Here is a 25,689-nt window from a genome sequence, read left to right on the forward strand (position 1 = left end):
CCAGGCCGTTGCCTGATTCAGGACCGTGATGACCGACCCGACCACCCGCACCGGAACCGTCCACCTCACCGAGCGCACGCCGACGGTCAGCGGACCCGAGATGCTCGCGAGCCTCGTGCCGCCGCCGCAGTTCGACGACGCCACGTTCGACAGCTATCGGGCGGACCCCGCGTACCCGTCCCAGGAGGAGGCGAAGCAGACGCTGCTCCGCTTCGCAGGACGCGGCGCTCCCGTCAAGCGCGGCGGTCTGTTCAGCCGGGCCAAGAAGGAGCCGGAGCTCAAGCCCGGCGTCTACCTCGACGGCGGCTTCGGCGTGGGCAAGACCCATCTGCTCGCCTCGATCTACCACGCGATGCCGGCGCGACGGAAGTACTTCGGCTCGTTCATCGAGTACACCGCCCTGGTGGGTGCCCTCGGCTACAAGAACACCGTGGACCTCCTGAAGGGCGCCGATCTGCTCTGCATCGACGAGTTCGAGCTCGACGACCCGGGCGACACCATGGTCATGACGCGCCTGCTGGGGGAGCTCGTGCCCACCGGCACCCGGCTCGCGGCCACGTCCAACACGCCGCCGAACGCGCTCGGCGAGGGGCGCTTCGCCGCGGAGGACTTCCTCCGCGAGATCCACGCGATGTCGGACAGCTTCCAGACCCTGCGCATCGACGGCGTCGACTTCCGGCAGCGCGCGATCGACGGTCACGCCGTGGCGCTGGACGATGCCGCCTACAGCGCCGCCGTGGACGCCGCCGCGGCGGACGGCGCCGTCTCTGACGACGCGTTCGACGACCTCATCCGGCACCTGGCGCAGGTGCACCCCTCGCGCTACATCCGGCTCATCGACGGCCTGCACCGGGTGGGGCTGCGGGGCGTGCGCCAGCTCACCGACCAGTCCGAGGCCCTGCGGTTCGTCGCCTTCGTCGACCGCGTCTACGACGCCCAGATCCCGATCCTCGCGACGGGCCTCGGGCTCGACGCCGTGTTCTCCGACGAGATGCTCGCCGGCGGCTACCGCAAGAAGTACCTGCGCGCCATCTCCCGGCTCAACGCGCTCACGCATTCTGCGTAAGCCCGCAGGCCCGCGTAACGCGATGTTCACACGCGGAGCCGGGCTGTAACCGCGGGGAAACAAACCTCACGCATGGGCGAAATCGCCCGTGGTCACACTGAAGCTCTCAACTACTTCGGATGTGAGGTTTTCCTATGGATGCTCCCGGCAACATCTCGTGGGCGATCACCGCGACGGCACTGGTGCTGCTCATGACGCCCGGCGTCGCGTTCTTCTACGGCGGTCTCGTCAAGGCGAAGAGCGTCGTCAGCATGATGATGATGAGCTTCGGCTCGATCGGACTCGTCGCCGTGCTGTGGATTCTCTTCGGCTTCTCGATGAGCGCCGTGGACAGCCCGACGGCCTTCGCGGGCAACCCGTTCGCGGACATCGGCCTGTCCAGCCTCGCCTCGGGTGAGGGGTCGAACGTCGCCCTCCTCAGCGTCGCGTACGGCGCCACCTTCGCGATCATCACCGTCGCCCTCATCTCCGGGGCGATCGCCGATCGGGCGAAGTTCGGCAGCTGGCTGATCTTCGCGGGCGTCTTCGCCACGGTCGGCTACTTCCCGGTCGCCGCCTGGGTCTGGGGCGGTGGCTGGATCATGAACCTCGGCACCACCCTGTTCGGCGAGGACAGCGGCATCGGCGTGATCGACTACGCCGGCGGCACCGCGGTGCACATCAACGCGGGCGCCGCGGCGCTGGCCCTCGCCCTGGTGCTCGGCAAGCGCATCGGCTTCCAGAAGGGCATCCTCAAGCCGCACAACGTGCCGCTGACGCTGCTGGGCGCCGCCCTGCTGTGGTTCGGCTGGTTCGGCTTCAACGCCGGTGCGGAGTGGCTCGCCGAGGACATGGGCGGCGTCGGCCTCATCGGCCTGAACACGCTCGGCGCGACGGCGGCGGCGATCCTCGGCTGGATCCTCATCGAGCGCATCAAGGACGGCAAGCCCACCTCCGTCGGAGCCGCCTCCGGTGCGGTGGCGGGTCTCGTGGCGATCACCCCGGCGTGCGCCAACCTCACTCCCGGGTGGTCCCTCCTGCTCGGCGCGGTCGCCGGCATCGTCTGCGCCCTCGCAGTGGAGCTGAAGTTCCGCCTCGGCTTCGACGACTCGCTCGACGTGGTCGGCATCCACCTCGTCGGCGGTCTCATCGGCACCGTGTACCTCGGCTTCTTCGCGACCGGCACCGGCCTGTTCGTCGGCGGCGACGCCCGCCAGCTCGCCGTCCAGGTGATCGCCGCCGCCGGCGTGCTGATCTACTCCTTCGTGGTCGCCTGGGTGATCGGCTTCGTGATCCAGAAGACGATCGGGTTCCGCATCACGAACGAGGACGAGATCGCCGGTGTCGACCAGGTCGTCCACGGCGAGGAGGGCTACGCTCTCGCGAACGCGTGACGACGGTTAGGGTGACCGTGTGGGCACGACCAGCAACGGCATCCTGAAGACACTCGCGGATCTCCTGCGCCGAGCAGTGGGCTCCCCCCGGGCGTCGCGGACCTCTCCCGGTCCGCGGCGCCCGGACGCGCGTCTGCGGACGGCCGAGGAGCGCGAGCGGCGGTCGGCATCGGATGCCGGCGTCGAGCCGGGACGCGCCCGCGGGACCGAGACCGTGCGGCTCGATGCCGGGCGCATGCCGGCCGTCCGCGTGTCCTACGCGCCGCAGCGGGACGGGGCCCCGGATGCGGGCGAGGTCGTCTGGACCTGGGTGCCGTACGAGGAGAACGACGGCCGAGGCAAGGACCGACCGGTGCTGGTGATCGGGCGGCAGTCCTCCGAACGGGTGTACGCGGTGCGGATGACCAGCCGGCCGCACGACGGCGACCGCGACTACCTCTCGATCGGGAGCGGGGAGTGGGACGGGCAGGGCCGCGAGTCCTGGGTCGACATCGAACAGCTCTACAGCGTCCACGAGCGTGGTCTCCGCCGGGAGGCAGCGGCCCTGGACCGTACCCGGTACGCCCGGGTCGCTGCGGCGCTCCAGCGGCGATACGGGTGGGCACAGAGCTGAGGCGGATGCCGCGTTCCCATCCGATGGGGGCAGGGCTCCGAACCTTCCTGTGAGTCGCCGCCGGCGGCACCCAAGGAGGAATCATGCGTTTCATCCCCACCAAGGTCCATGGAGTTCTCGACTACGTCGTCGGAGTCGCTCTGATCGCCGCGCCCTGGCTCTTCGGCTTCGCCGGCATGGGCGGAGCCCCCGTCGTCATCCCGATCGTCCTCGGCGTCGGCCTCATCGTCTACAGCCTCTTCACGAAGTACGAGTGGGGTCCGTTCGGTCTGATCCCCATGCCCGTGCACCTCGTCTTCGACATCGTCGCGAGCCTCTTCCTCGCCCTGTCGCCGTGGCTGTTCGGCTTCGCGGGCGAGGCGCTGAACGTCTGGCTCCCGCACGTCGTCGTCGGTGCCGCCGTCATCGTCGTCGTGCTGTTCTCCCAGCCGCAGCCGCAGAGCACCCGCGGACGCGCCGCGACTGCCTGACGCCGGACACGACGAGGGGCGACCGGATGCCGATCCGGTCGCCCCTCGTCGTCGCGAGGACTACTCCTCGTCGTCGGCCTCGGCCTGATGCTCCTGCTGCTGCTCGGTGTCGACCTGGGCGGGAGGCAGATCCTGCAGGAACTGGCGGTCGCTGTTCGGGTCGCCGCTCCCGTCGCCGGCGAGCGGATCCTGCGCGCTGACGTCGTCGGCGGGGATGTTCTCTCGTCCGTTCATGTCCGATCCTCTCACGCGGGGCGCCGGGTGCGCCCGTTCATCGGCGAGTCTGCCTGCCGTCCGCGAAGGACGGGATCCCCTGGTGCGATCCGGCGCGTGGTGATAGGCGGCTCAGCCCCGGAGAGCGGCGCTGAGCCAGCGGGCGTACTGGTGCCAGGGGTCGCCGTCCTGCTGCAAGCGGGCGATGTGAGCGCGGATCTCGGGCGTCAGGGTGAACCACTCGCCGCCTTCGCGCGCGGAGGCGAACTCGCGGTGACGCTGCTGTTCGCGCACCCGGTCGCCCCGTTCGAAGGCGAGGAGCTCGTCATGACGGATGCTCGCGAGTCTGCGCCGTGGCTGCCTGCTCGTGCCGATCTTCACCCTGCGGTCGTACCGGAGGTAGTACACGACGTCGATCCGCGGGAACGGCAGGTCGGGGTCGGGGGAGTCCCCATAGCGCCAGCCGCAGAGCGCGCAATGCCAGGCATCGTCCGTCCGCAGCCCGGTGAGACCGCCGCAGAGCGGGCAGGGTCCGGGGAGAAGGCGGGGTTTCGGCACCGGTGCAGCCTACGTCCGCCCTCGGACATCGGCCGTACCTGCCAGTACCCGGCGCTTCTGTCAACCACTGCCGTGGGGCGTCGTCGCTTGCCAGACTCGGCCTATGGTCTTCATCGGATTCCACGCCTCCCATGAGCAGATCCCGCCCGGCGCCTTGCTCGACGCGGTCGTCAGCGCGGAGTGGGCCGGCTTCGACGGGGCGATGTGCTCCGATCACCTGGCCCCGTGGCTGCCCGAGCAGGGGGAGTCGGGATTCGCGTTCAGCTGGATCGCCGCGGCGCTGGCCCGCACCCGCTTCCCGATCGGCATGGTCAACGCGCCGGGACAGCGATACCACCCGGCGATCGTCGCTCAGGCCTTCGGGACGCTGGAGGAGATGTTCCCCGGACGATTCTGGGCCGCGCTCGGCAGCGGGGAAGCCATGAACGAGCACGTGACCGGCGACGTCTGGCCCGCCAAGGACGTCCGGAACGCGCGGTTGCGCGAGAGCGTGGACGTGATCCGCCGGCTGCTGGCCGGAGAGGAGGTCGACCATGACGGTCTCGTGCGCGTGCACCGCGCGCGGATCTGGACCCGGCCGGCGCAGCCGCCACCCCTCTTCGCCACCGCGGTCAGCGCGGAGACCGCGGAGTGGGCGGCCGGGTGGGCGGACGGGCTCGCGACCGTCGCCCAGGAGCCGTCCGCGCTCCGGAGGGTGGTCGAGGCCTACCGCTCGGCCGGGGGACAGGGGCCGTGCATCCTGCAGACGCACGTGAGCTGGGGTGCCGACGATGCCGAGGCGTACGCGACCGCGAAGGAGCAGTGGCGGCAGGGAGTGGTCACCCCGCCGCTCGCGTGGAACATCGAGCAGCCGGAGGACTTCGACGCCGCGGTGGGCGAGGTCGACGAAGCGGGGCTGCGCAAGGCGGTCCTCGTCGATCATGACGCCCGTTCCCTCGCGGGACGACTGGCGGAGCTCGTCGGCATCGGCTTCGACCGGATCTACCTGCACCACGTGGGCCGCGAGCAGACCGGGTTCCTGAAGGCGGCCGCCTCCGAGATCCTGCCCGCCCTGAGGGAGCGCACATGAAGATCACCGACACGAGCGACCTCTGGTGGAAGACGGCCGTCGTCTACTGCCTCGACGTGGAGACCTTCCTGGACGCGGACGGCGACGGCGTCGGCGACCTCCGCGGCCTCGCGCAGCGGATCGACTACCTGTCGCAGCTCGGTGTGACGTGCCTGTGGCTCATGCCGTTCTATCCCTCGCCCGACCTCGACGACGGCTACGACGTCAGCGACTTCTACGGCGTGGACCCTCGTCTGGGCACCCACGGCGACCTCGTGGAGGTGATCCGCACCGCCCGCGACCGCGGCATCCGCGTGATCGTCGACCTCGTCGTCAACCACACCTCCGACCGTCACCCGTGGTTCCGCGCGGCGCTCCGCAGCGTCGACTCGCCCTATCGCGACTACTACGTGTGGCGGGACGATGCACCGCCGAAGGGCGAGAAGAACACGGTGTTCCCCGGGCAGGCCGACGGGATCTGGACGAAGGACGACAAGTCGGGGCAGTGGTACCAGCACAGCTTCTACGAGCACCAGCCCGACCTCAACATCGCCAACCCCGTGGTCCGAGATGAGATCGCGAAGGTGATCGGGTTCTGGCTGCAGCTCGGCATCTCGGGGTTCCGGGTCGATGCGGTGCCGTTCCTCCTCGAGGTCCCGAAGACGTCCGACCTCCCCGACCCGCACGAGCTGCTGCGCGACATGCGGCGCTTCCTGCAGCGGCGGTCCAGTGAGGCGATCCTGCTGGGCGAGGTCAACCTGCCGTACGAGGAGCAGCGGGCGTACTTCGGGGGTGCGCACGGCGATGAGCTGACCATGCAGTTCGACTTCGTGGCGATGCAGGCGCTCTATCTGTCGCTCGCCCGCCGCGATCCCGCGCCACTCGTTGAGGCGCTCACGGCCCGCCCGGTCCTCGGGCCCGAGGTGCAATGGGCGAACTTCCTCCGGAACCACGACGAGCTCACCCTCGACAAGCTGAGCGACGCCGAGCGCGAGGAGGTCTTCGAGGCCTTCGCTCCGGACGAGCGGCAGCGGGTGTTCGGGCGCGGGGTCACCCGGCGCCTCCCGCCGATGCTGGAAGGCGATCCCCGGAGGATCCGGATGGCCTACAGCCTGCTCTTCACCCTCCCCGGAACCCCGGTGCTGTTCTACGGCGAGGAGATCGGGATGGGCGAGAACATCGCCATCGAGGGGCGGCAGGCCGTGCGCACCCCGATGCAGTGGTCGGCGGATCGCAACGGCGGCTTCTCCGACGCGCGCCCCTCCCGGCTGGTCGCGCCGGTGCCGACGGACGGGTACGCGCCCACGCACGTGAACGCCGCCGCGCAGCTCGAGGACCGGGGATCGTTGCTGCACTTCATCCGCGACCTGACCGCGCGCTACCGGGTGTCGCCCGAGCTCGGGTGGGGGATGTTCCGCGTCATCGACCAGCCGCAGGACGCCCTGCTGGTGCACTCCCTGGAGGCGGATGTCGGGCGCACGATCGCCGTCCACAACTTCGCGGAACGGCCGGCGACGACGCGGTTCCGACTGGGGGAGGAGCCCGCGGGCACGACCCTGGTCGACCTCCTCGACGCGCGGCGCGTGCCCCTCGACGACGACGGCGGGGTGGAGCTGGAGCTTCCCGCGTACGGCTATCGGTGGCTGCGGGTCTCGCGACCGGGGGACGGCAGGGTCCTGTGACCGGTGGAAACACCGAAGGCCCCGGATGATCGGGGCCTTCGGAGGGATTCTGTGGGCGATACCGGACTCGAACCGATGACCTCTTCCGTGTGAAGGAAGCGCGCTACCAACTGCGCCAATCGCCCATACCCGCGGGGTACGTCAACCGATACTACCCGACCCGCGAGCGCCTCGATGACCAGTCGGGGAGACACGCGCGAGATTCGCCACGGGTTTGGCGGAGCGCGGATCATCGGCTAATGTTTCATAAGTGCCCGGGACAACCGGGAACGAAATGCGGATGTAGCGCAGTTGGTAGCGCACAACCTTGCCAAGGTTGGGGTCGCGAGTTCGAGTCTCGTCATCCGCTCGAGTGCAGTAGATCTTCTCGAAGATCGGCGGCACGTGGGGTCAATCCACACGGTGGCGTGGCCGAGCGGCTAGGCACCGGCCTGCAAAGCCGTTTACACGGGTTCGAATCCCGTCGCCACCTCACGGGAAAACTGAATAGCCCCAACGGGCGCGATTGGCGCAGCGGTAGCGCGCTTCCCTGACACGGAAGAGGTCACTGGTTCGATCCCAGTATCGCGCACCACCTGAAACCCCCGGTTCTGCCGGGGGTTTTTTCTTGGCCGCGGGTCATCCTTCCCCCGCGTGGGGTCGCAGATCCGCGCGAGGTCGCAGCCTCACGGCAGAGCTCTGCGACATCGGTGCTGATCTGCGTGTCGGTGCCGCGGGAATCGAGTTCGAAGATGTGTTCGAATATCGGTATCCTGGAGGAGGCCGGAGGAAGGAGCCGGTGTGGGGAACTCGGGTCGCGCGCTCTCCGCGTACAACGACATGCGGTCGCAGCATCAGGCCATCGAGGCCGCCGCACGCCGCGGCCCCCTGCAGTCCCTGTCCGATCGCGAACTCGCCTTGCGCGAGTCCGCCATCACCGTCTATCCGCACGCGCTCCAGCGGCGGGTGCGGGCGTGGGTGCGATTCGGCCCGGAGGCGATCCGCGTGGAGGCCAAGGTCGTCCGCTCCACTCCGCTCGCGGCGGGCATCGAGTTCCGTGCCGGCGAGCGCACGTATCGCTGCTGGGTCTGGGGGAACGCGGTGCAGCCGGCGGAGGGGTGACCGCGAGAGTGGACACCGCTCGCACGATCTGTTCGTTTCCCGTCCGCACATCGGTGTCTTCGGTCTGCCCGAGGCGGTGCCGCTGACAGGGTGGACGGACATCACCACCGGCGATCGACGATCGCACCTCCGTGGGACGAGATTCCGTGGCGATCATCTCAGGAGGGCGGACATGGGCAGATTCATCTACGAAGGAAGCGCCAAGATCGAGGTCGAGGATCGCGCACTGCGACATCTGCAGCTCGTGATGACCGCGAAGCTCCGGCGGGGCGAGCCCTTCCCGTACACCTGGAAGGAGGACGCCAGCATCGGGGGCGGACGGATCACCGTCTGGATCCATGCCGGGAGCTCCATGGTGTTCAAGTACGTGGGCAGCCGCCAGCCGGAGGTCAACCGGGCCTGGGTTGACGCGCTGGCATACACGGCAAACTCGCCGAGCGGCCTGTATCTCGTGCCGGAGCCGGCAGGCAGCGCGGTCACCGGCACCCTCGACGCGGCGTAGGGCGCGACGACAGACGGGACGCCCCCTCCGCGAGGCGAGGAGGAGGCGTCCCGTCTGGGGGTGCGGGGGTCAGACGCGCGCGGTGCCTGCGCCGTTCCGCGGGACGCGCGGCTCTCGACTGACGAAGATGCCCAGCAGCACCATGCCGATCGCGAGACCGAGGTGGAGCCAGTTGTCGGCGTTGTTCACCGGCAGGAAGTTCAGCTGCTCGTTGCCGACCGCGATGAGGCCGTACAGCCAGACGACGAGGTACGCGAGCCCGCCGATGATGAGGTAGAGGCGGGAGGCGCGCGGCGAGGCGGCGAGCGCGATGCCCGCGACGGCGAACAGCAGGTGCACGACGTTGTGCAGGACCGAGACCTGGAAGAGGCCGAGGAGCAGGGCCTCCGATGCTGCTCCGGCACCGTGCAGGTGTTCGGCCGAGTGGGTCAGGCCCGGGATGAAGCCGGCGATGCCGACGATGAGGAAGACGATGCCGACGGTCAGCGCCGTCTTCTGGATCGGTGTCTCGGCGTAGCGGGTGGTGCGGGTGGTGTCGCTCATGATCCCCTCCAAGGTGGGTGCGGTTGCCCGAAGGTAGAACCCCGGGGCGCGGGCTGAGAGGGCATTGACGCGGCGGAAGCGGCGCGGTAACTTCTCGCGCGTCCGCGGCCGCTCCGGCGATGATGAGCTCCAAGCCCGGATTGTCAATCCCCCTCGGCGTCGTCACGGCCGCTTCTTACGCTCGGGCCATGACCGATGCTGCTCTCGACCGCACCTGCGGGCCCGTCCCGGCTCCCGATCGCGACGCCGCGATCGGGTTGCGACGCATCGACCACCTGGCGCAGCTGGCCGCGGTCGTCCGCGCATGCCCCGGTCTGCACGTCCGCTACTCCGAGGGACCGGACGCGGACGCCCGCCGCTCCAGCGTCGACACCGAGAGCGGACTGGAGCTCCCCGGGCTCTCCGTCAATCCTCTCGACGCCGAGCGGTGGTGGACACGTCCCCTGGAGGACTGGCTGGCGCGCCAACTCTGCCAGTACCGGCACCTCGCCGAGCAGGATCCGCAGCGCATCGCCTGGGTCCTCCGGGGCGAGCACTGCGGCCGCGGCCCGGACTGCGAGCCGCTGCTGACGGATGTGGAGCCGATCGCCGTGATCGGCGCACACGTGCTGCTCGAGGCCAGGGAGCGGTACGAGCGCAACTTCGATGCCGGGCGCGGACCCGCCGACGACGAGGAGGACCGGGGATGAGCAGAGGGCGGCAGTGGACGGAGGTCGTTCCCGGCTTCTTCAGCATCAGCGTGGCGGACGTCAACTGCTACCTCGTGCAGACCGCGGACGGGCTGACGCTGTTCGATGCGGGACTGCCGCGCAGCAGAGGCGTGCTGCGCGACCTGCTCGGTCACCTCGGGGCGAAAGAGACAGACATCGATGCGGTCGTCCTGACGCACGGGCACTTCGACCACGTCGGTGTCGCGTGCCGGCTGCACGAGGAGGGGGTCTCCGTGTTCGTCCACCCTCGCGACGCACAGCTGGCCCGTCACCCGTACAGCTACCGTCCGGCCTCACCGCGCGTCCCCTACGTGCTCACCCATCCGCGGGGGATCCCGACGATCACCCGGATGGCACTCGCCGGAGCCCTGAACGTCCGCGGCGTCGAGGCGCAGCCGCGCGTGAGGCACGAGCATCCGATCGACGCCCCTGGGACCCCGATCGCGCTGTGGACTCCCGGGCACACGGAAGGGCACTGCGCATACCTGTTCGAGGAGTCCGGGGTGCTCATCGCCGGCGACGCCCTCGTGACGCTCGACCCGTACACCGGCGAGACGGGGCCTCAGATCGTCGCCAGGGCGGCCACGGCCGACACCACGGAGGCGATGGAGTCGCTGGACACCCTGGCACGGACGAGCGCGCGAGTCGTCCTGACGTGCCACGGAGAACCCGTGCTGGACGGCGTGGGGCCCGCGGTCGCCGCCGCCCGGCGACGCGGACCCCACTGACCCCGCACCTCAGTCGAGCAGCGTCTCTCCGATGTAGCCGCCCTCCGCGCACCCCGGGGGCATCGCGAACACGGCGGATCCGATCGGGACCGTCCACTCGTTGAGCAGGTCGAGCTCGTCGAGCCGTTGCTGCATGGGGACGAACTGCCGCGCGACGTCGGCCTGGAACGCGGCGAAGAGCAGCCCGGATTCGGAGACGCCGTCTCCGGCCGGGCGCTCGTCGTAGTTGTACGCCCGGCGGAAGATGCGCTCCGTCCCGTCCCCGCGAGCGCGCCGGATGTGCGCGAACGCCGGGATGACCGGGAACCCGATGGCCGTCGTCGCGTCGAAGTCCGGCTCGTCGAACTCCGACGTCCCCGTGAGCGGCGCACCGTCGCGGAGCGTCCGCCCCACCGAGGCCTCGCGGCCTCCGCGATCCAGGCGGTCCCAGGTGTCGAGGTCCATGCGGATGCGGCGCAGGACCATGCCCGTGCCGCCGGCCAGCCAGCCGTCCCCACTCCAGACCACCCGGTCGAAGTCGTCGGTCCCCGGCTGCGGATTGCTCGTGCCGTCGACCTGGCCGAAGAGATTGCGCATGGTCGTGCCCGGGCGCTCGGTGCCGTGGGCCCGGCGGAAGCCCTGCTGGATCCATCGCACGGTCGCGAAGCCGCGCGCGTCCTTCAGGAGCATGCGCTGCGCGTGCGCGACGGTCAGAGGGTCGTCGGCGGCGAGCTGGAGGAGCAGGTCCCCATCCGAGAACTCCGGCTGCAGGCGGTCCACGCGGAAGGCGGGCAGCGGAGCGAGCCAGGACGGACTGCTGCCGCCGGCCCGTGCCACGAGAGTCGGGCCGAAGCCGAACGTGACGGTCAACCGGGCCGGGGCGAGTGCGAGCTCCGGCTCCGAGTCCGCGAGCGCCGATCGTCCCTGGGTGAGCCGCGCCGCGTCGTCCGTGAGGATACGCAGGAGCCGGCGGAGTCCGTCGCGGTCGACCTCCGGCCGGAGGTCGAGCGCCACGAACGAGCCGTGCGCCTGGGCAGGGGTGTCGATCCCGGCCTGATGGACACCGTGGAACGGGACGGTGAGGGAGCCGTTGAGCGGAGCGGGGGCCGCGGGAGCCTCCGTGTCCGCTCGCGTGAGGGCGAGGTCGGCCCCGACCGCGACGGCGGCGCCGACACCGGCGACAGCCCCTCCGAGGAGGAACTGCCGCCGGGTCGAGCCGGTGCGGCCGGTGCGCGCGCCCGAGACGCGCGCGGACATCAGTGGTCCATGCCCTCGTGGTCGTCGGCGCCGTCGTAGTTCTCGTTCGCGCCGGAGTAGTCCTTCACCGGCGCGGCGAACTCGAACGTGGAGTCGTCCGACAGGGTGACGGTGAAAGCGACCTCGTCACCGGCTTCCAGAGGCTCGGAGAGGTCCATCATCATGATGTGATTCCCCCCGGGCTCGAGGGCGAGGCTGCCGCCGGCGGGGACGACGAAGCCCCCGGCGATCTCCCGCATGACCATCTCCCCGGCCTCGTTCTCCACGGTCTCGTGCAGCTCGATCATCGGCGAGGCGGCGGAGGCGACCGATGTCACCGTCACGTCCTCCTCGCCCTCGTTGACGAGCACGCCGAAAGCCGCGGACATGCCGTCGTCGGCGGCCTTGACCCAGGCGTCGTCGATCCGGAGATCGTCACCGGCGGGGGCACTGGTCGGCGTCTCTGCCGTGGGCGCGGTGCACCCGGTGAGCGCGACGAGCGCGAGGACGATCGCCGCGCCGAGGCGGGGGAGGGAAGTGCGAGTGTTCACGATGATGCCTTTCAGGAGTTCTCTGCCGTGTCGTCGCCGGATTCCGGCGGCACGGCGGCCGCGCGACGGCGGCGGAGGATGAGGAGGACGGCGAAGGCGGCGACGGCGAGTGCCGCGCCCGCCCCGCCGACGAGCATGACCCGGACCGGGCCGCCCGTCTCGTCTGCGTTCTGATCCGATGCGGTCGACGATCCGCCCGTGGCGGACGCGGTCGGCTCCGGGTTCCCTGTCGACTCCAGCGGAACGGCGTCTCCGACGGCGAAGGGGATGACCCCCGCGATCGGGTGCCCGTCCTCGGAGACGACCTGCCAGCGCACCTGGTACCCGCCGTCCGGCATGTCGGGCAGGAGGGCAGCGGTGACGTTCCGTCCGCGCACCTCCACCTCGCCCGTCGCCCAGTCCTCGCCCTCCGCGTCGACGACGAGGACGACGGCCCCGGCGGTCGACTCGTCGAGGACGAGGAGCTCGCCCGAGAACGTCATCGTGACGCTGACGGGCGCGGTGTCGAGCCGTTCCCCGTCGGCGGGGCTGCTCTCGATGAGTTGGTCATGGGCGGTCGCCGGCGCCGCCGTCGCGAGGATCGCGACAGCCGCCAGCACCGCCCCGACCGCGAATCTGCGGACAGGGGACATGGAAGAGCCTCTCTTCAGACGTCGCCGAGCGACGCGGGTACCTGCGTTCGGACGCGCGCGTCATCGGGGACGGCGCGAGGACGCACCGCACGGCGGGAGGCCGCGGGCGCGGATCAGAGCGCGGGGAGAGAGGGCGGGGCGCGCCCGAGAAGCGGAGTGAGGAGGCGAAGACCACGGCCCGCCGGCACGAGGAAGAGCCCGGCGAGGCGGAACGGAGAAGCAGCGGCGCGCGGGGCGAGCGTCGCATCCGCACGCCGACGCACCCAGCGGACCATTCGGACGGCGAGAGCGCGCAGGGTGAGGAGCAGCCGCTCCCCGCGGTGGAGCGCCGTCACGGTGAGGAGGGCGGCGAGGATGTGCCCGAGCCACATCGAGGCGTCGGCGGTCGCGACGACGGCCGTGCCCTCGGCCGCGGGGAGCACGAGCGGAGCGCCGTGCACGTGACGGACAGCCACGCCGGACGCGCTGACCGTGCCGAGCACGAAGAGCACGTGGAAGAGGAACTGGCTCACGGCCACCGAGAGGGTGAGCCGGGTGAGGGAGAGCGTCCGCCCGGCGAGGAGCACGCTGACCATGAAGGCGAACAGCCAGGGCACCAGGATGCCCAGAGGACCCGGCATCTCTCCGCCGCCGCTCACGTGACCGGCGAGAGCCACGAAGATCGCGAGCGACGAGGTCGCGAAGCCCCGCACGACGGCGGGCTTGCGGGACGGGCTCACGGGCACCAGTCTGCCATGCGGCGGCGGTCGCCGCGGGCGTGAGCCGGGCGTCAGCTCCGCGGTGCGCCGGAGCGCTTCACGACGTCGTAGGCCGCGAGCGCTGCCTTGCGGGTCTCGCCGAGGTCGACGATCGGCTCGGCGGGGGCGTCTGCGGCCCAGCGCCCCACGTACTGCCCCTCGCCGTCGAACTTCTTGGCCTGCAGCTCCGGGTTGAACACGCGGAAGTACGGGGCGGCGTCCGCGCCGGAACCCGCGACCCACTGCCAGTTGAAGGGGTTGCTCGCGTCGTCGGCGTCCACCAGCGTGTCCCAGAACCACTCCTCGCCGAGCCGCCAGTCGATGAGGAGGTTCTTGACGAGGAACGATGCCGTGACCATCCGCACCCGGTTGTGCATGTACCCGGTGTGCCAGAGCTCGCGCATGCCCGCGTCGACGAGGGGGACTCCGGTCTCGCCGTGCTGCCAGAGTTCCAGCCGCGCGGGGTCCAGGGGAGGCCACGGGAACGCGTCGAACTCGCGCCGCAGGTTCTTCGTCGCGAGATCCGGGAAGTGGAACAGCGTGTGCCAGGCGAACTCGCGCCAGCCGATCTCCGAGAGGAATCCGCCGGCCCCGTCGACGTCGATCGCCTCGTGCCACACGGTGAAGGGGCTGAGCTCGCCCCAGCGCAGTCGCGGAGACAGCCGTGAGGTGGCACCGGCGGCCGGGGCGTCGCGAGCGCGATCGTACGTGCGGAGGTCTTCGGCGAGGAAGTGCCGCAGCCGGCGGCGTGCGGCGGGCTCGCCGGGCTCCCACGTCTCGCGGAGTCCGCCCGCCCAGTCCGGGGCGGTCGGCAGCAGGCCCCAGTCGTCGAGCGGATCGGAGCGGAGCCGCCGGCCGGCGCGGCGAAGCTCGCGGGGCTCGGGGAGCGGGGCGCGCGGGGCCGGAAGGGCCAGACAGGCCCGCCAGAACGGCGTGAAGACGGAATAGTGCGTGCCGCTCCCGGTGGTGACCGTCCACGGCTCGTGCAGGAGCGACCCCGCGAAAGACGCGACCTGGAGGCCGTCGTCGCGCAGCGTCGCCTTCAGCCCCGCGTCGATCTCGCGCCCGGCCGCCCCGTAGCGGCGGTTCCAGAAGACCGCTCCGGCGCCCGACTCGGCGACCAGCTCCCGGACGATCCGGTCGGCGGGCCCGTGCCGTAGCACCAGCGTCGCCCCCTTCTCCTGCAGCCGCTCGGCGAGCGAGGCCAGCGAATGGTGCAGCCACCAGCGCGCCGCGCCGCCCAGCGGACGGACGCCGGGGGACTCCTCGTCGAGGACGAAGAGGGCGATGATCGGTTCGTCGCGCTCGACGGCGGCGCGCAGCGCGGGGTTGTCGGCCAGGCGGAGATCGTCGCGGAACCAGACGATCGAGGGCGACGTCATCGGGTCGCCCACAGCGCCCAGGCGACCAGCAGCGGCTGCAGGAACAGGCGGCCGAACCGACGCCGGTCCGTGTCGAGCCCCGGCGTCGATCGCCCGGTGCGCCACTGATGCCAGTTGCCGGGGAAGACCGCGGCGAAGAAACCCGCCGTCGCCACTCCCACCCGTCGGCGCTCGCGGGGCAGCGCCACCAGCCCCGCCGCGAGCGCGACCTCGGCCGCACCGGACGCCAGGACGATCGCGTCCTTGTCCATCCGGGTGAGGCGCGTCGCCCAGTCCGGCACGACGACCCGGAACCCGCGTGTCTGCGTGAAGTGCAGCACGCCCATCGCGCCGAGGGCGAGAGCGAGGAGCCAGCGGGCGATCGTCCGTGTCATGCGCCCACGCTACCGTCCCCGTCGGACGCCGTGCCTGCCACACTGAGGCGATGACCGTGCTGCGCATCACCGTCCTCTTCCTCCTCGCCGCCATCGCCGAGATCGGCGGCGCCTGGCTCATCTGGCAGGCGGTGAAGGAGGAGAGAGGCTGGTTGTTCGCGGTCCTCGGGGTCATGGCGCTCGGTGCCTACGGATTCATCGCGGCTCTCCAGCCGGATGCGAACTTCGGTCGCGTCCTGGCCGCGTACGGCGGGATCTTCATCGCCGGCTCCCTCGCCTGGGGCGTCATCGTCGACGGATTCCGCCCCACCTCGTGGGACGTCATCGGCTCCGTGGTGGCGCTGGCCGGGGCGGCGATCATCATCTTCGCGCCGACGGCGACGGATTCGCCGTCGGAGACCGCTGCGTGACGGTCGGCGACCCGCGAGCGGACGAGTAGCCTAGATGCAGACCCAGATGGAGTGATCAGTGCCTGAAAACGCCCAGCCGACCGACGGCTTCGCCCTGTTCTCTGACCGAAACGTCGTCGCCATGCGCGTCGGCGGCGTCCTCAAGGACCTCGCCGCGACGGTCACCGAGACCGACGACGTCGAGCCCGTCACGATCGACAGCCCCGACGGCCTGAACATCCTGCGTCACTCGACCGCGCACGTCCTCGCCCAGGCGGTGCAGCGGATCAACCCGCAGGCGAACCTCGGCATCGGTCCGCCCATCACGGACGGCTTCTACTACGACTTCGGCGTCGACACCCCGTTCACGCCGGAGGACATCAGGGCGATCTCCAAGGAGATGCAGCGCATCGTCCGCGAGGGCCAGCGCTTCGTCCGTCGTGTCGTGACGGACGAGGAGGCTCGTGCGGAGCTCGCGGACGAGCCGTTCAAGCTCGAGCTCATCGGGCTCAAGGGCCCCTCGACAGGCTCAGGGACCCAGGGTGCTGCCGAGATCGCCGAGGGGGCCTCCGTCGAGGTGGGTGAGGGCGAGCTCACGATCTACGACAACACCACCCGTGACGGCGAGGTCGTCTGGAAGGACCTCTGCCGCGGTCCGCACCTGCCCAACACGCGCATGATCGGCAACGGCTGGGACCTCACCCGCATCGCCGCCGCATACTGGCGGGGGAGCGAGAAGAACCCGCAGCTCCAGCGCATCTACGGCACCGCATGGCCGACGAAGGACGAGCTGCGCGCCTACCAGGAGCGCATCGCCGAGGCCGAGCGTCGCGACCACCGCAAGCTCGGCGCCGAGATGGACCTCTTCTCCTTCCCGGACGAGATCGGCTCGGGGCTGGCGGTCTTCCATCCCAAGGGCGGCATCATCCGCTACGAGATCGAGGAGAACCTGCGCAAGCACCTGCTGCGCAACGGCTACGACCTCGTCAACAGCCCGCACATCACGAAGAAGGATCTCTTCATGACGTCGGGGCACCTGCAGACCTACGCGGACGGCATGTTCCCCCCGATGCACCTCGACGAGGTCGTCGACGACGAGGGCAACGTCACCCGCCAGGGCCAGGACTACTACCTCAAGCCGATGAACTGCCCGTTCCACAACCTCATCTTCCGTTCGCGCGGGCGCTCCTACCGGGAGCTGCCGCTGCGTCTGGCCGAGTTCGGCACGGTCTACCGCTACGAGAAGAGCGGAACGCTCTCGGGGCTGACCCGGGTGCGCGGCCTGACCCAGGACGACGCGCACATCTACGTCGCCCAGGAGCAGGTCAAGGAGGAGCTCACCACCAACCTGAACCTCGTCCTCGACCTGCTCCGCGACTACGGCCTCAACGACTTCTACCTCGAGCTCTCGACGAACGAAGAGGGCAACCCGAAGTTCCTCGGCGAGCCCGAGCAGTGGTCGACGGCGATCGACACGCTGCGCGAGGTCGCGATCGAGTCCGGTCTCGAGCTCGTGGCCGACCCGGGCGGCGCCGCCTTCTACGGCCCGAAGATCTCGGTGCAGGCCCGCGACGCCATCGGCCGCACGTGGCAGATGTCGACGATCCAGCTCGACTTCAACCAGCCCGACCGCTTCGAGCTGGAGTACACCGGTCCCGACGGGCAGAAGCACCGGCCTGTGATGATCCACCGGGCGCTCCTCGGCTCCGTCGAGCGCTTCTTCGCGATCCTCCTCGAGCACTACGCCGGCGACTTCCCGCTCTGGCTCGCGCCGAGCCAGGTGGTGGGTGTGCCGGTGGCCGAGCAGTACGGCGAGTACCTGGACGACGTCATCGCGCAGCTGCGCGCGGCGGGCGTGCGGGCCGACGTCGACCACTCCGACGACCGCATGCAGAAGAAGATCCGGAATCACACCACGGCGAAGGTCCCGGTCATCCTCATCGTGGGGGAGCAGGACCGCGCCGCCGGCACGGTGTCGTTCCGCTTCCGCGACGGCACGCAGGAGAACGGCGTGCCGGTGGCCGACGCGGTGCGCCGTATCAGCGCCGCCATCGCCTCGCACGCGCTGGTGTTGAAGGCGGGTGACCTCGCATGACGGGCGGTGAGGCGGACCTCGAGGACGCCTCCCGTCTCGTCGGGGTGCCCGACGAGTTCCAGCGGCTGTGGACCCCGCATCGGATGGCGTACATCCAGGCCGGGCCGGAACCACTGCGCGAGGAATGCCCGTTCTGCGAGGCGCCGAAGTACCCGGATGCCGAGCGGCTCATCGTGGCGCGTGGGGAGACCGCCTACGTGCTGCTGAACCTGTTCCCGTACAACTCGGGGCACCTGCTCGTGTGCCCGTACCGGCACATCGCCACCTACGACCAGGCGACGCCCGAGGAGGTCGCGGAGATCGGTGCGCTCACGCAGACCGCGATGCGCGTGCTCCGCGAGGTCTCGGGCTGCGACGGCTTCAACCTCGGGATGAACCAGGGAGCGGTGGCCGGAGCGGGCGTGGACGCGCATCTGCATCAGCACGTGGTGCCGCGGTGGCGCTCGGACGCGAACTTCTTCCCGATCATCGCCAAGACGAAGGCGCTCCCGCAGCTCCTCGGTGAGGTGCGGGAGGCCGTCGCGGAGGCCTGGCCCGCCGCCGATCGTTGAGCCGTCGCGTCGCTGAGCCGCCTCTGGGTCGCTGAGCCTGTCGAAGCGTCGTGACCCGGCCCTTCGACAGGCTCAGGGACCCACCTTCGACAGGCTCAGGCCCTTCGGCAGGCTCAGGGACCCAGCGCGGGCCCGCTCAGGGACTCGGCGTCGGGGAGGAGTCAGCGCACCTGGCGGGCGGTGAACTGCATCCGCGGGTTCGCGTAGAACTCCTGCGCCTCGACGAGCTGCAGCTCGCGCTCGCCCGAGTCGAGCGTGGCCTGAAGCAGGTCGTAGACGCTCGAGGCGGTGCGCTCCAGAGCGGTCTGCGCGCTTCCGGTGGCGACGTAGTGCGCGGTGAACAGCGCGGCCGTCACGTCTCCGGAGCCGTTGGCCTTCATCGGCAGGTGCGGCGTCTGCACGAGCCAGGCGCCCGCGTCGTCGACGGCGAGCATCTCGATGGTGCCCTCTTCGCGGTCGGGCCGCTCGACGCTCGTGACGAGCACCGTACGCGGCCCCATCGCCCGCGCGAGGTCGACCGAGGCGAGGGTCGACTCGAGCGTGTCCGGTTCGGTCTCGGTGAGGAAGCCGAGCTCGAACTGGTTCGGCGTGATGATGTCGGCCACGGGAACCACGCGTTCGCGGAGCAGGATCGGGATGGCCGGAGCCACGAAGCAGCCGGACTTGGCGTTGCCCATGACCGGGTCGCACGCGTACAGCGCATTCGGGTTGGCCGCCTTCACCCGGGAGACCGCGTCGATGATGACGTCGCCGATGCCCTCGCTGCCCTGGTAGCCGCTGAGCACGGCGTCGATGGAACCGAACACGCCGCGTTCCTCGATGCCGGTGATGACCTCGCCGACGTCGGTCGGGTCGATCAGCGGGCCGCGCCAGGCGCCGTAGCCGGTGTGGTTCGAGAACGTCACGGTGTAGACCGGCAGCACCTCGACGCCGATGCGCTGCAGCGGGAAGACGGCGGCGGAGTTGCCGACGTGACCGTACGCGACGGCGGACTGGATGGACAGGATCTTCATACCCGGTCCCTTTCATTCTGGGCGGGGCGGTGCCCGCGTCGGGTGATCATCGTCCGGCGGCGACGAGGTCGGCGATGAGGGTCTCCGTGTCGTCCTCGGAGAGGTCGTGCACGGTGAGTCGGAGGTGATGCGAGGGCTCGGCGCGCTCGTCGAGCGCGAAGTCGTCACCGGTGCGCGCGAGCCAGCCGCGCCGCATGAGGTGGTCGGCGACGGTGCGCGCGGGCTTCTCGAATCCGACCCACAGGCTCAGGCCGTCGGGGTCGGGCGCGTCGATCCCCTCCGCGCGCAGGCGTCCCGCGAACGCGGCGTTCCGCGCGGCGTAGTGCCGGCCCGCCTCCGCGATCTCCTCGCGGACGTCGGGGTCGGTGAGCTGGGCGAGCGTGAGGCGCTGCAGCAGGTGACTGACCCACGTGGTACCGGGGCTGAGCCGCATCGCGAGGCGCTCCGCCGTCTCCGGGTCGGTCGCCGCGAGCGCGAGACACATGTCAGGGCCGAGGAACTTCGACACCGAGCGGACCAGGGCGAATCGCCGGTGCTCGGGTCCGATCAGCGATTCGTAGGGACGCTGGGAGAGCAGAGAGAAGTGGTCGTCCTCGATGACGAGCACATAGGGGTGGTCGGCGAGCACGCCCCGCAGCGCCTCGGCGCGGGCGGGGGAGAGGCTCACCCCCGTCGGATTCTGCGCGCGCGGGGTGCAGATGACGGCGCGGACGCCCGCGTCCAGAGCGGCGCGGAGACCGTCGACGGTCATCCCCTCCTCGTCCACCGGCACCGTGATGGCCCGGTATCCGCCCAGCCGCACGGTGTGGATGCTCGCGAGGAAGCAGGGGTCCTCGAGCGCCACGGCGTCGTCACGCATGAGCGCCTGCGCGAGCAGACGTTCCACGGCATCCACCGCACCGCTGGTCACGGTGACCCGGAAGTCGTGACCGGGGAGGTCGGCGCCCATCCACTCCCGCGCCCACGCTTCGAGACCGCGGTCGATCACCGGCTCCCCGTAGAGCACGGGACGACGACCGATCGTGCCGAGCGCCTGCGACGGGTCGGGGATGCGCGCCGGGTCGGGGTTGCCGGTGCCGATGTCGCGGAGCACGGTGTCCGGCGCGTAGCCTTCCTGCGGCACGACGTCGACGCCGGCGACGACCGTGCCCGCGCGCCCGCGCGAGTGCACGAGTCCCGCTTGGGCGAGCTGGCGATAGGCGGCGACGGCGGTGTTGCGGTTGACGCCGAGCGTCGCCGCGAGCTCGCGCACGGGAGGGAGGACCTCGCCGGGACGGAGCGTGCCGCGATCCCGGAGGGCGCGCACGCTGTCCGCTATCTCCGCCGCGGTGGTTCCCCTGATCTGCTCGCTCATGATCCTCCTCCGAGATTCTAGGTGGATCGGACAGTGCTACCTTTGATCTAGATCAAAACCGATTTCGGATCATCCGACAGGAGACCCCCATGACCGAGCAGCCCACCACCGGATCCGCACGCGTGAAGCGCGGTCTCGCCGAGATGCTCAAGGGGGGCGTCATCATGGACGTCGTCACCGCCGAGCAGGCGAAGATCGCCGAGGACGCCGGTGCCGTCGCCGTGATGGCGCTGGAGCGTGTCCCCGCGGACATCCGTGCGCAGGGCGGGGTCTCGCGGATGAGCGACCCGGACATGATCGACAGCATCATCGACGCGGTGTCCATCCCCGTCATGGCGAAGGCGCGGATCGGGCACTTCGTCGAGGCGCAGGTGCTGCAGGAGCTCGGCGTCGACTACATCGACGAGTCCGAGGTGCTCTCGCCCGCCGACTACGTGAACCACATCGACAAGTTCGGCTTCACCGTGCCGTTCGTCTGCGGAGCCACGAACCTGGGGGAGGCGCTGCGTCGTATCAACGAGGGCGCCGCGATGATCCGCTCCAAGGGTGAGGCCGGCACGGGTGACGTCTCCGAGGCGATGAAGCACATCCGGAAGATCCGGGGAGAGATCGCCGCGCTGACCGCGCTGCCGAAGGATGAGCTGTTCGTCGCCGCGAAGGAGCTGCAGGCACCGTACGAGCTCGTCGCGGAGATCGCCGAGACCGGGAAGCTCCCCGTGGTGCTCTTCGTCGCCGGTGGCGTCGCGACCCCGGCCGACGCGGCGATGATGATGCAGCTCGGAGCCGACGGCGTCTTCGTCGGCTCCGGCATCTTCAAGTCCGGCAACCCCGCGGAGCGGGCGAAGGCCATCGTCAAGGCCACCACGTTCTTCGACGACCCGAAGGTGATCGCCGAGGTCTCGCGCGGCCTGGGCGAGGCGATGGTCGGCATCAACGTCAGCGACCTGCCTGCGCCGCACCGCCTCGCCGAGCGTGGCTGGTAGCCCGCGCGTCGGCGTCCTCGCGCTTCAGGGGGACGTGCGAGAGCATGCCGCGCTCCTCGAGGCGCTCGGCGCCGATGTGGCGCTGGTCCGTCGGCCCGAGGAGCTCGCCCTGGTCGACGGACTGGTGATCCCGGGCGGCGAATCGACCGTGATCGACAAGCTCGCCCGGCTGTTCGGTTTGCAGCAGCCGATCCGCGACGCGATCGCGGACGGGATGCCGGTGCTCGGCACCTGCGCGGGGCTGATCCTGCTGGCCGATGAGGTCGTCGACGCGATCGACGGACAGCAGAGTTTCGGCGGACTCGATGCGGTCGTGCGGCGCAACGCGTTCGGGCGTCAGGCCGAATCGTTCGAGGCCGAGCTGACCGTGCCCGCGTTCGACGAGCCGGTGACGGCCGCCTTCATCCGCGGACCCGTCGTGGAGGCGGTCGGGCCGCAGGCCTCGGTACTCGCGACCCTGCCCGACGGTCGCGTGGTCGGAGTGGAGCAGGACGGATTGCTCGGACTCAGCTTCCACCCGGAGATCACCAACGAGACGCGGTTCCACCGCCGCTTCCTCGACCGGGTCTCCCGCCGCTGACGGTGTCGTGGGTTCAGGCCCGCGCGCGAGATCAGGCGCGTCCGCGCGCAGGTGCCTGAACTCGCGCGAACGCCTGCGCGAGCGGGACAACAGCGGTGCCGCGGCACGGTTCGATAGACTGGACGACGCCCTGGGCGGCGTTCCGGGGCGCAGACGACGAGCGGAGACTTATGTCCGGGCATTCCAAGTGGGCCACGACCAAGCACAAGAAGGCCGTCATCGACGCGCGCCGTGCGAAGTCCTGGGCCAAGCTCATCAAGAACATCGAGGTCGCGGCCAAGCTGGGCGGCGCCGACCTGCAGGGCAACCCGACGCTCTTCGACGCGGTGCTCAAGGCGAAGAAGACCTCGGTCCCCAAGGACAACATCGATCGCGCCATCAAGCGCGGCGCCGGCATCGGCGGTGAGGCCGTCGAGTACACCTCGATCATGTACGAGGGCTACGGGCCCAACGGCGTCGCCCTCATGATCGAGTGTCTGACCGACAACAAGAACCGCGCCGCGGCCGAGGTGCGCACCGCGCTCAGCCGCAACGGCGGCACCCTCGCCGACCCGGGCAGCGTGGCGTACAACTTCAGCCGCAAGGGCGTCATAGTCCTCGGTTCCGAGGGCACGACCGAGGACGACGTCATGATGGCGGCGCTGGAGGCCGGCGCCGAGGAGATCGAGCCGCACGCCGAGGGCTTCGAGGTCATCACCGAGGCGAGCGACCTCGTGGCCGTCCGCTCCGCGCTGCAGGACGCCGGGATCGAGTACGAGTCGGCCGACGTCGAGTTCGTGCCGAACCTCAAGGTCGAGATCGACGCCGAGACCGCCCGCAAGGTGTTCCGCCTCATCGATGCGCTCGAGGACAGCGAGGACGTGCAGAACGTCTTCAGCAACTTCGATCTGTCGCCCGAGGTCCAGGCAGAGCTCGAGAACGACGACGCGTAGGCGCGGCGCGAGCCGGCGACGCGGCGCGCGGCCTAGCCTGGTCAGGTGACCACTTCGTTGCGCGTGCTCGGCATCGACCCCGGACTCACCCGGTGCGGTGTCGGCATCGTCGACGTCGATCGCGCCCGCCGCGGCACGTTGGTGCACGTGGGGGTCATCCGCTCCGCCCCGGATGCGGAGATCGGCGACCGGCTCGCGATCATCGCTGCGGGGATCCGCGCCGCGATCGCCGAGCACCGGCCCGATGCCGTCGCGGTCGAGCGGGTGTTCGCCCAGCAGAACACGCACACGGTGATGGGCACGGCGCAGGCGAGCGGGGTCGCCCTCCTGATCGCGGCCGAGGCCGGCCTGCCGGCGGCGACCCATACGCCCAGCGAGGTGAAGGCCGCGGTGACCGGGTACGGGTCCGCAGACAAGCGCCAGGTCCAGGCGATGATCGCCCGGATCCTGCGGCTGGACGCGCCTCCGCAGCCCGCGGACGCGGCAGACGCCCTGGCGATCGCCCTGTGTCACGCCTGGCGCCGCGGCGCTCCCTCGACGAGTCGGACGGAGGGTGGCCTCACTCCCGCGCAGCGTGCCTGGGCCGACGCGGAGCGTGTCGCTCGAACATATCTACGAGCCGGCTCCTAGACTGACGGAATGATCTTCTCTCTGCACGGCACCGTGCTGCACACGACGCCGGACCAGGTCATCATCGACGTCGGGGGCGTGGGCTTCGCGGTCGCCGTCCCCGCCGATGTCGCCCACACCGCGACGGTGGGGGAGAAGCTCCTCCTGCACACGAGCCTCATCGTGCGGGAGGACTCGCTCTCGCTGTTCGGCTTCGCCGACCGCGGCGAGCTGGAGATCTTCACCCTGCTGCTCAGCGTCACCGGCGTCGGCCCGAAGTCGGCGCTCGGGGTGCTGTCGCACCTCACCGCCGACCAGATCGCGGAGGCCGTGACCGCAGAGGACGATGCACCGTTCCGGCGGGTCTCCGGCATCGGACCGAAGACCGCGAAGCTCATCGTCGTGCAGCTCGCCGGCAAGGTCCAGGCCGTGGCCGCCCCGTCGGCGCCCGCCGCCTCGGGAGGGGACGATGTCGTCGCCCAGGTGACGGTGGCTCTGGTCGGCCTCGGGTGGTCCGAGAAGGTCGCGGCGGAGGCGGCGACCCAGACGGCGACGGACGCCACGGATGCCGAGCGAGCCTCCGTGGCCCTGCTGCTGCGGCGCACGCTCGCGCTGCTCGGCCCGGCGCAGGGAGGCCAGGGCCGTGGCTGACGCCCTCGATCCGACCGAGCCGACCGACGAGTCCGAACTCGCCATCGAGGGCGCTCTCCGCCCGTCGAGCCTCGGCGAGTTCGTCGGACAGCAGAAGGTGCGCGGGCAGCTGCAGCTCCTCCTGGAGGCGGCCCGCATCCAGTCCCGGCCCGCAGACCACATCCTGCTCGCCGGTCCCCCCGGCCTGGGCAAGACCACGCTGGCGATGATCGTCGCCCACGAGAGCGATCGTCCGCTGCGCATGTCCAGCGGCCCCGCGATCCAGCACGCCGGCGACCTCGCGGCGCTGCTGTCGAGCCTCGTGCCCGGCGAGGTGCTCTTCATCGACGAGATCCATCGCATGGCCCGGTCGGCGGAGGAGATGCTGTACCTCGCGATGGAGGACTACCGGATCGACATCATGGTCGGCAAGGGCGCGGGGGCGACCAGCATCCCGCTGGAGCTCTCCCCGTTCACGCTCGTCGGCGCCACCACGCGTTCCGGACTGCTGCCCAATCCGCTCCGCGACCGCTTCGGCTTCACCGGTCACCTCGAGTTCTACGACGAGGGCGAGCTGGAGCAGGTCATCGGACGCTCCGCCTCCGTGCTCGGCGTCGACCTCCCGACGGACTCGCTCTCCGAGATCGCGCGACGCTCCCGCGGGACCCCGCGCATCGCCAACCGCCTGCTGCGTCGCGTCCGCGACTACGCGCTCGTCCATGGCGGGGGTGCGGCGACCCTGCGCGGCGTCCAGGCCGCGCTGGACCTCTACGACGTCGACGCGATCGGCCTGGACCGACTGGACCGCGCGGTGCTGGACGCCCTGGTGCGGCGCTTCCGCGGCGGACCGGTCGGCCTCAGCACCCTCGCGGTGGCGGTGGGAGAGGAGCCGGAGACGGTGGAGAGCGTGGTCGAGCCCTATCTCGTGCGGATCGGCTTCCTCGGTCGCACCCCCCGCGGGCGGGTCGCGACGCCGGAGGCGTATGCCCACCTCGGCGTGGCGCACCCGGACGGGATGCTGAAGTTGGATGACCTATAATCGCTGAAGACTTCCC

At 70.5% G+C, this 25,689-nt stretch carries 30 protein-coding genes and 4 tRNA genes; 22 read left to right on the forward strand and 12 right to left on the reverse strand.

Features of this window, described 5'->3' with window-relative positions:
• Window positions 1-28: 28 nt before the first annotated feature.
• From zapE to D8M34_RS03180, 4 genes are all read left to right on the forward strand, one after another.
• Complete coding sequence (gene zapE / locus D8M34_RS03165) at window positions 29-1,066, forward strand: cell division protein ZapE (protein ID WP_126893132.1); 1,038 nt, start codon at window positions 29-31, stop codon at window positions 1,064-1,066.
• Between the two features lie 134 nt (window positions 1,067-1,200).
• Window positions 1,201-2,439 carry an ammonium transporter gene (locus tag D8M34_RS03170; RefSeq protein WP_025103552.1) on the forward strand — a complete coding sequence of 413 codons (1,239 nt, stop codon included), beginning with the start codon at window positions 1,201-1,203 and terminating at the stop codon, window positions 2,437-2,439.
• Between the two features lie 19 nt (window positions 2,440-2,458).
• Complete coding sequence (locus D8M34_RS19410; RefSeq protein WP_025103551.1) at window positions 2,459-3,052, forward strand: type II toxin-antitoxin system PemK/MazF family toxin; 594 nt, start codon at window positions 2,459-2,461, stop codon at window positions 3,050-3,052.
• An 83-nt stretch (window positions 3,053-3,135) separates the two neighbouring features.
• A complete protein-coding gene (locus D8M34_RS03180; protein ID WP_126893133.1) occupies window positions 3,136-3,522 on the forward strand; it encodes an SPW repeat domain-containing protein in 387 nt (128 codons plus the stop codon).
• Between the two features lie 60 nt (window positions 3,523-3,582).
• On the opposite strand, the gene D8M34_RS18745 is transcribed toward D8M34_RS03180, so the two are convergent.
• Both D8M34_RS18745 and D8M34_RS03185 read right to left on the reverse strand, forming a co-directional pair.
• Complete coding sequence (locus D8M34_RS18745; RefSeq protein WP_153244978.1) at window positions 3,583-3,756, reverse strand: hypothetical protein; 174 nt, start codon at window positions 3,754-3,756, stop codon at window positions 3,583-3,585.
• 111 nt (window positions 3,757-3,867) lie between these two features.
• Complete coding sequence (locus D8M34_RS03185) at window positions 3,868-4,293, reverse strand: GIY-YIG nuclease family protein (RefSeq protein ID WP_126893134.1); 426 nt, start codon at window positions 4,291-4,293, stop codon at window positions 3,868-3,870.
• Between the two features lie 103 nt (window positions 4,294-4,396).
• Between D8M34_RS03185 and D8M34_RS03190 the strand changes: the two genes are divergently transcribed.
• Window positions 4,397-5,362: a TIGR03885 family FMN-dependent LLM class oxidoreductase gene (locus tag D8M34_RS03190; RefSeq protein WP_126893135.1), complete on the forward strand. Its 966-nt coding sequence runs from the start codon at window positions 4,397-4,399 to the stop codon at window positions 5,360-5,362.
• Window positions 5,359-7,023 carry an alpha-amylase family protein gene (locus D8M34_RS03195; RefSeq protein WP_126893136.1) on the forward strand — a complete coding sequence of 555 codons (1,665 nt, stop codon included), beginning with the start codon at window positions 5,359-5,361 and terminating at the stop codon, window positions 7,021-7,023. Before D8M34_RS03190 ends, D8M34_RS03195 begins: the two co-directional genes overlap by 4 nt.
• 52 nt (window positions 7,024-7,075) lie before the next feature.
• Here D8M34_RS03195 and D8M34_RS03200 read toward each other — a convergent pair.
• Window positions 7,076-7,148 (reverse strand) — tRNA-Val (locus D8M34_RS03200).
• Window positions 7,149-7,299: 151 nt separating this feature from the next.
• On the opposite strand from D8M34_RS03200, the gene D8M34_RS03205 reads away from it, so the two are divergent.
• The 5 genes from D8M34_RS03205 (at window position 7,300) to D8M34_RS03225 (ending at window position 8,626) form a co-directional block, all read left to right on the forward strand.
• Window positions 7,300-7,372, forward strand: a tRNA-Gly gene (locus D8M34_RS03205).
• Between the two features lie 52 nt (window positions 7,373-7,424).
• Window positions 7,425-7,495, forward strand: a tRNA-Cys gene (locus tag D8M34_RS03210).
• A gap of 27 nt (window positions 7,496-7,522) precedes the next feature.
• A tRNA-Val gene (locus D8M34_RS03215) sits at window positions 7,523-7,597 on the forward strand.
• A gap of 206 nt (window positions 7,598-7,803) precedes the next feature.
• A complete protein-coding gene (locus tag D8M34_RS03220; RefSeq protein WP_238695585.1) occupies window positions 7,804-8,124 on the forward strand; it encodes a hypothetical protein in 321 nt (106 codons plus the stop codon).
• A 172-nt stretch (window positions 8,125-8,296) separates the two neighbouring features.
• Complete coding sequence (locus D8M34_RS03225) at window positions 8,297-8,626, forward strand: DUF7882 family protein (RefSeq protein WP_126893137.1); 330 nt, start codon at window positions 8,297-8,299, stop codon at window positions 8,624-8,626.
• A gap of 69 nt (window positions 8,627-8,695) precedes the next feature.
• On the opposite strand, the gene D8M34_RS03230 is transcribed toward D8M34_RS03225, so the two are convergent.
• On the reverse strand, window positions 8,696-9,169 hold the full coding sequence (locus tag D8M34_RS03230) for a DUF4383 domain-containing protein (protein WP_126893138.1): 474 nt from the start codon (window positions 9,167-9,169) through the stop codon (window positions 8,696-8,698).
• A gap of 188 nt (window positions 9,170-9,357) precedes the next feature.
• Between D8M34_RS03230 and D8M34_RS03235 the strand changes: the two genes are divergently transcribed.
• A complete protein-coding gene (locus D8M34_RS03235; RefSeq protein WP_238695586.1) occupies window positions 9,358-9,858 on the forward strand; it encodes a DUF6098 family protein in 501 nt (166 codons plus the stop codon).
• Window positions 9,855-10,607 carry an MBL fold metallo-hydrolase gene (locus D8M34_RS03240; protein ID WP_126893139.1) on the forward strand — a complete coding sequence of 251 codons (753 nt, stop codon included), beginning with the start codon at window positions 9,855-9,857 and terminating at the stop codon, window positions 10,605-10,607. Before D8M34_RS03235 ends, D8M34_RS03240 begins: the two co-directional genes overlap by 4 nt.
• Before the next feature lie 9 nt (window positions 10,608-10,616).
• On the opposite strand, the gene D8M34_RS03245 is transcribed toward D8M34_RS03240, so the two are convergent.
• The 6 genes from D8M34_RS03245 to D8M34_RS03270 all read right to left on the reverse strand — a co-directional run bounded on the left by D8M34_RS03245 (window position 10,617) and on the right by D8M34_RS03270 (window position 15,498).
• Entirely contained in the window at window positions 10,617-11,843 is a 1,227-nt protein-coding gene (locus D8M34_RS03245; RefSeq protein ID WP_126893140.1) for a Dyp-type peroxidase, read from the reverse strand.
• Window positions 11,843-12,373 carry a copper chaperone PCu(A)C gene (locus D8M34_RS03250; RefSeq protein ID WP_126893141.1) on the reverse strand — a complete coding sequence of 177 codons (531 nt, stop codon included), beginning with the start codon at window positions 12,371-12,373 and terminating at the stop codon, window positions 11,843-11,845. Before D8M34_RS03250 ends, D8M34_RS03245 begins: the two co-directional genes overlap by 1 nt.
• An 11-nt stretch (window positions 12,374-12,384) precedes the next feature.
• Complete coding sequence (locus D8M34_RS03255) at window positions 12,385-13,005, reverse strand: copper resistance CopC family protein (RefSeq protein ID WP_164498157.1); 621 nt, start codon at window positions 13,003-13,005, stop codon at window positions 12,385-12,387.
• Window positions 13,006-13,118: 113 nt separating this feature from the next.
• Window positions 13,119-13,724, reverse strand: a complete 606-nt coding sequence (locus D8M34_RS03260) for a hypothetical protein (RefSeq protein ID WP_126893142.1) — start codon at window positions 13,722-13,724, stop codon at window positions 13,119-13,121.
• 50 nt (window positions 13,725-13,774) lie between these two features.
• Window positions 13,775-15,124, reverse strand: a complete 1,350-nt coding sequence (locus tag D8M34_RS03265; RefSeq protein WP_126893143.1) for a cryptochrome/photolyase family protein — start codon at window positions 15,122-15,124, stop codon at window positions 13,775-13,777.
• Window positions 15,121-15,498 carry a DoxX family protein gene (locus tag D8M34_RS03270; RefSeq protein ID WP_126893144.1) on the reverse strand — a complete coding sequence of 126 codons (378 nt, stop codon included), beginning with the start codon at window positions 15,496-15,498 and terminating at the stop codon, window positions 15,121-15,123. The genes D8M34_RS03265 and D8M34_RS03270 overlap by 4 nt, the downstream gene beginning before the upstream one ends.
• Window positions 15,499-15,548: 50 nt before the next feature.
• On the opposite strand from D8M34_RS03270, the gene D8M34_RS03275 reads away from it, so the two are divergent.
• From D8M34_RS03275 to D8M34_RS03285, 3 genes are all read left to right on the forward strand, one after another.
• On the forward strand, window positions 15,549-15,908 hold the full coding sequence (locus tag D8M34_RS03275) for a YnfA family protein (protein WP_062634455.1): 360 nt from the start codon (window positions 15,549-15,551) through the stop codon (window positions 15,906-15,908).
• Window positions 15,909-16,029: 121 nt separating this feature from the next.
• A complete protein-coding gene (thrS, locus tag D8M34_RS03280; protein ID WP_238695587.1) occupies window positions 16,030-17,982 on the forward strand; it encodes a threonine--tRNA ligase in 1,953 nt (650 codons plus the stop codon).
• Window positions 17,979-18,533 carry an HIT family protein gene (locus tag D8M34_RS03285; protein ID WP_025103533.1) on the forward strand — a complete coding sequence of 185 codons (555 nt, stop codon included), beginning with the start codon at window positions 17,979-17,981 and terminating at the stop codon, window positions 18,531-18,533. The genes thrS and D8M34_RS03285 overlap by 4 nt, the downstream gene beginning before the upstream one ends.
• Before the next feature lie 161 nt (window positions 18,534-18,694).
• Here the strand turns inward: D8M34_RS03285 and pdxY are convergent, their stop codons facing one another.
• Window positions 18,695-19,546, reverse strand: a complete 852-nt coding sequence (gene pdxY, locus D8M34_RS03290; RefSeq protein WP_062634460.1) for a pyridoxal kinase PdxY — start codon at window positions 19,544-19,546, stop codon at window positions 18,695-18,697.
• A 46-nt stretch (window positions 19,547-19,592) separates the two neighbouring features.
• Window positions 19,593-20,900, reverse strand: a complete 1,308-nt coding sequence (locus D8M34_RS03295; RefSeq protein ID WP_025103531.1) for an aminotransferase class I/II-fold pyridoxal phosphate-dependent enzyme — start codon at window positions 20,898-20,900, stop codon at window positions 19,593-19,595.
• Between the two features lie 89 nt (window positions 20,901-20,989).
• Between D8M34_RS03295 and pdxS the strand changes: the two genes are divergently transcribed.
• The 6 genes from pdxS (at window position 20,990) to ruvB (ending at window position 25,673) form a co-directional block, all read left to right on the forward strand.
• A complete protein-coding gene (gene pdxS / locus D8M34_RS03300; protein ID WP_025103530.1) occupies window positions 20,990-21,883 on the forward strand; it encodes a pyridoxal 5'-phosphate synthase lyase subunit PdxS in 894 nt (297 codons plus the stop codon).
• Window positions 21,873-22,463 (forward strand): pyridoxal 5'-phosphate synthase glutaminase subunit PdxT, encoded by a 591-nt coding sequence (pdxT, locus tag D8M34_RS03305; protein ID WP_126893146.1) that lies wholly within the window; start codon window positions 21,873-21,875, stop codon window positions 22,461-22,463. Before pdxS ends, pdxT begins: the two co-directional genes overlap by 11 nt.
• Window positions 22,464-22,633: 170 nt before the next feature.
• Window positions 22,634-23,395, forward strand: a complete 762-nt coding sequence (locus tag D8M34_RS03310; protein WP_126893147.1) for a YebC/PmpR family DNA-binding transcriptional regulator — start codon at window positions 22,634-22,636, stop codon at window positions 23,393-23,395.
• Between the two features lie 45 nt (window positions 23,396-23,440).
• Complete coding sequence (gene ruvC / locus D8M34_RS03315) at window positions 23,441-24,025, forward strand: crossover junction endodeoxyribonuclease RuvC (protein WP_126893148.1); 585 nt, start codon at window positions 23,441-23,443, stop codon at window positions 24,023-24,025.
• Between the two features lie 9 nt (window positions 24,026-24,034).
• Window positions 24,035-24,655, forward strand: a complete 621-nt coding sequence (gene ruvA, locus D8M34_RS03320) for a Holliday junction branch migration protein RuvA (protein WP_126893149.1) — start codon at window positions 24,035-24,037, stop codon at window positions 24,653-24,655.
• Complete coding sequence (ruvB, locus tag D8M34_RS03325; protein ID WP_025103525.1) at window positions 24,648-25,673, forward strand: Holliday junction branch migration DNA helicase RuvB; 1,026 nt, start codon at window positions 24,648-24,650, stop codon at window positions 25,671-25,673. Before ruvA ends, ruvB begins: the two co-directional genes overlap by 8 nt.
• Window positions 25,674-25,689 lie beyond the last annotated feature (16 nt).

The sequence above is a fragment of the Microbacterium sp. HSID17254 genome, assembly GCF_003989315.1.
Lineage (GTDB): Bacteria > Actinomycetota > Actinomycetes > Actinomycetales > Microbacteriaceae > Microbacterium.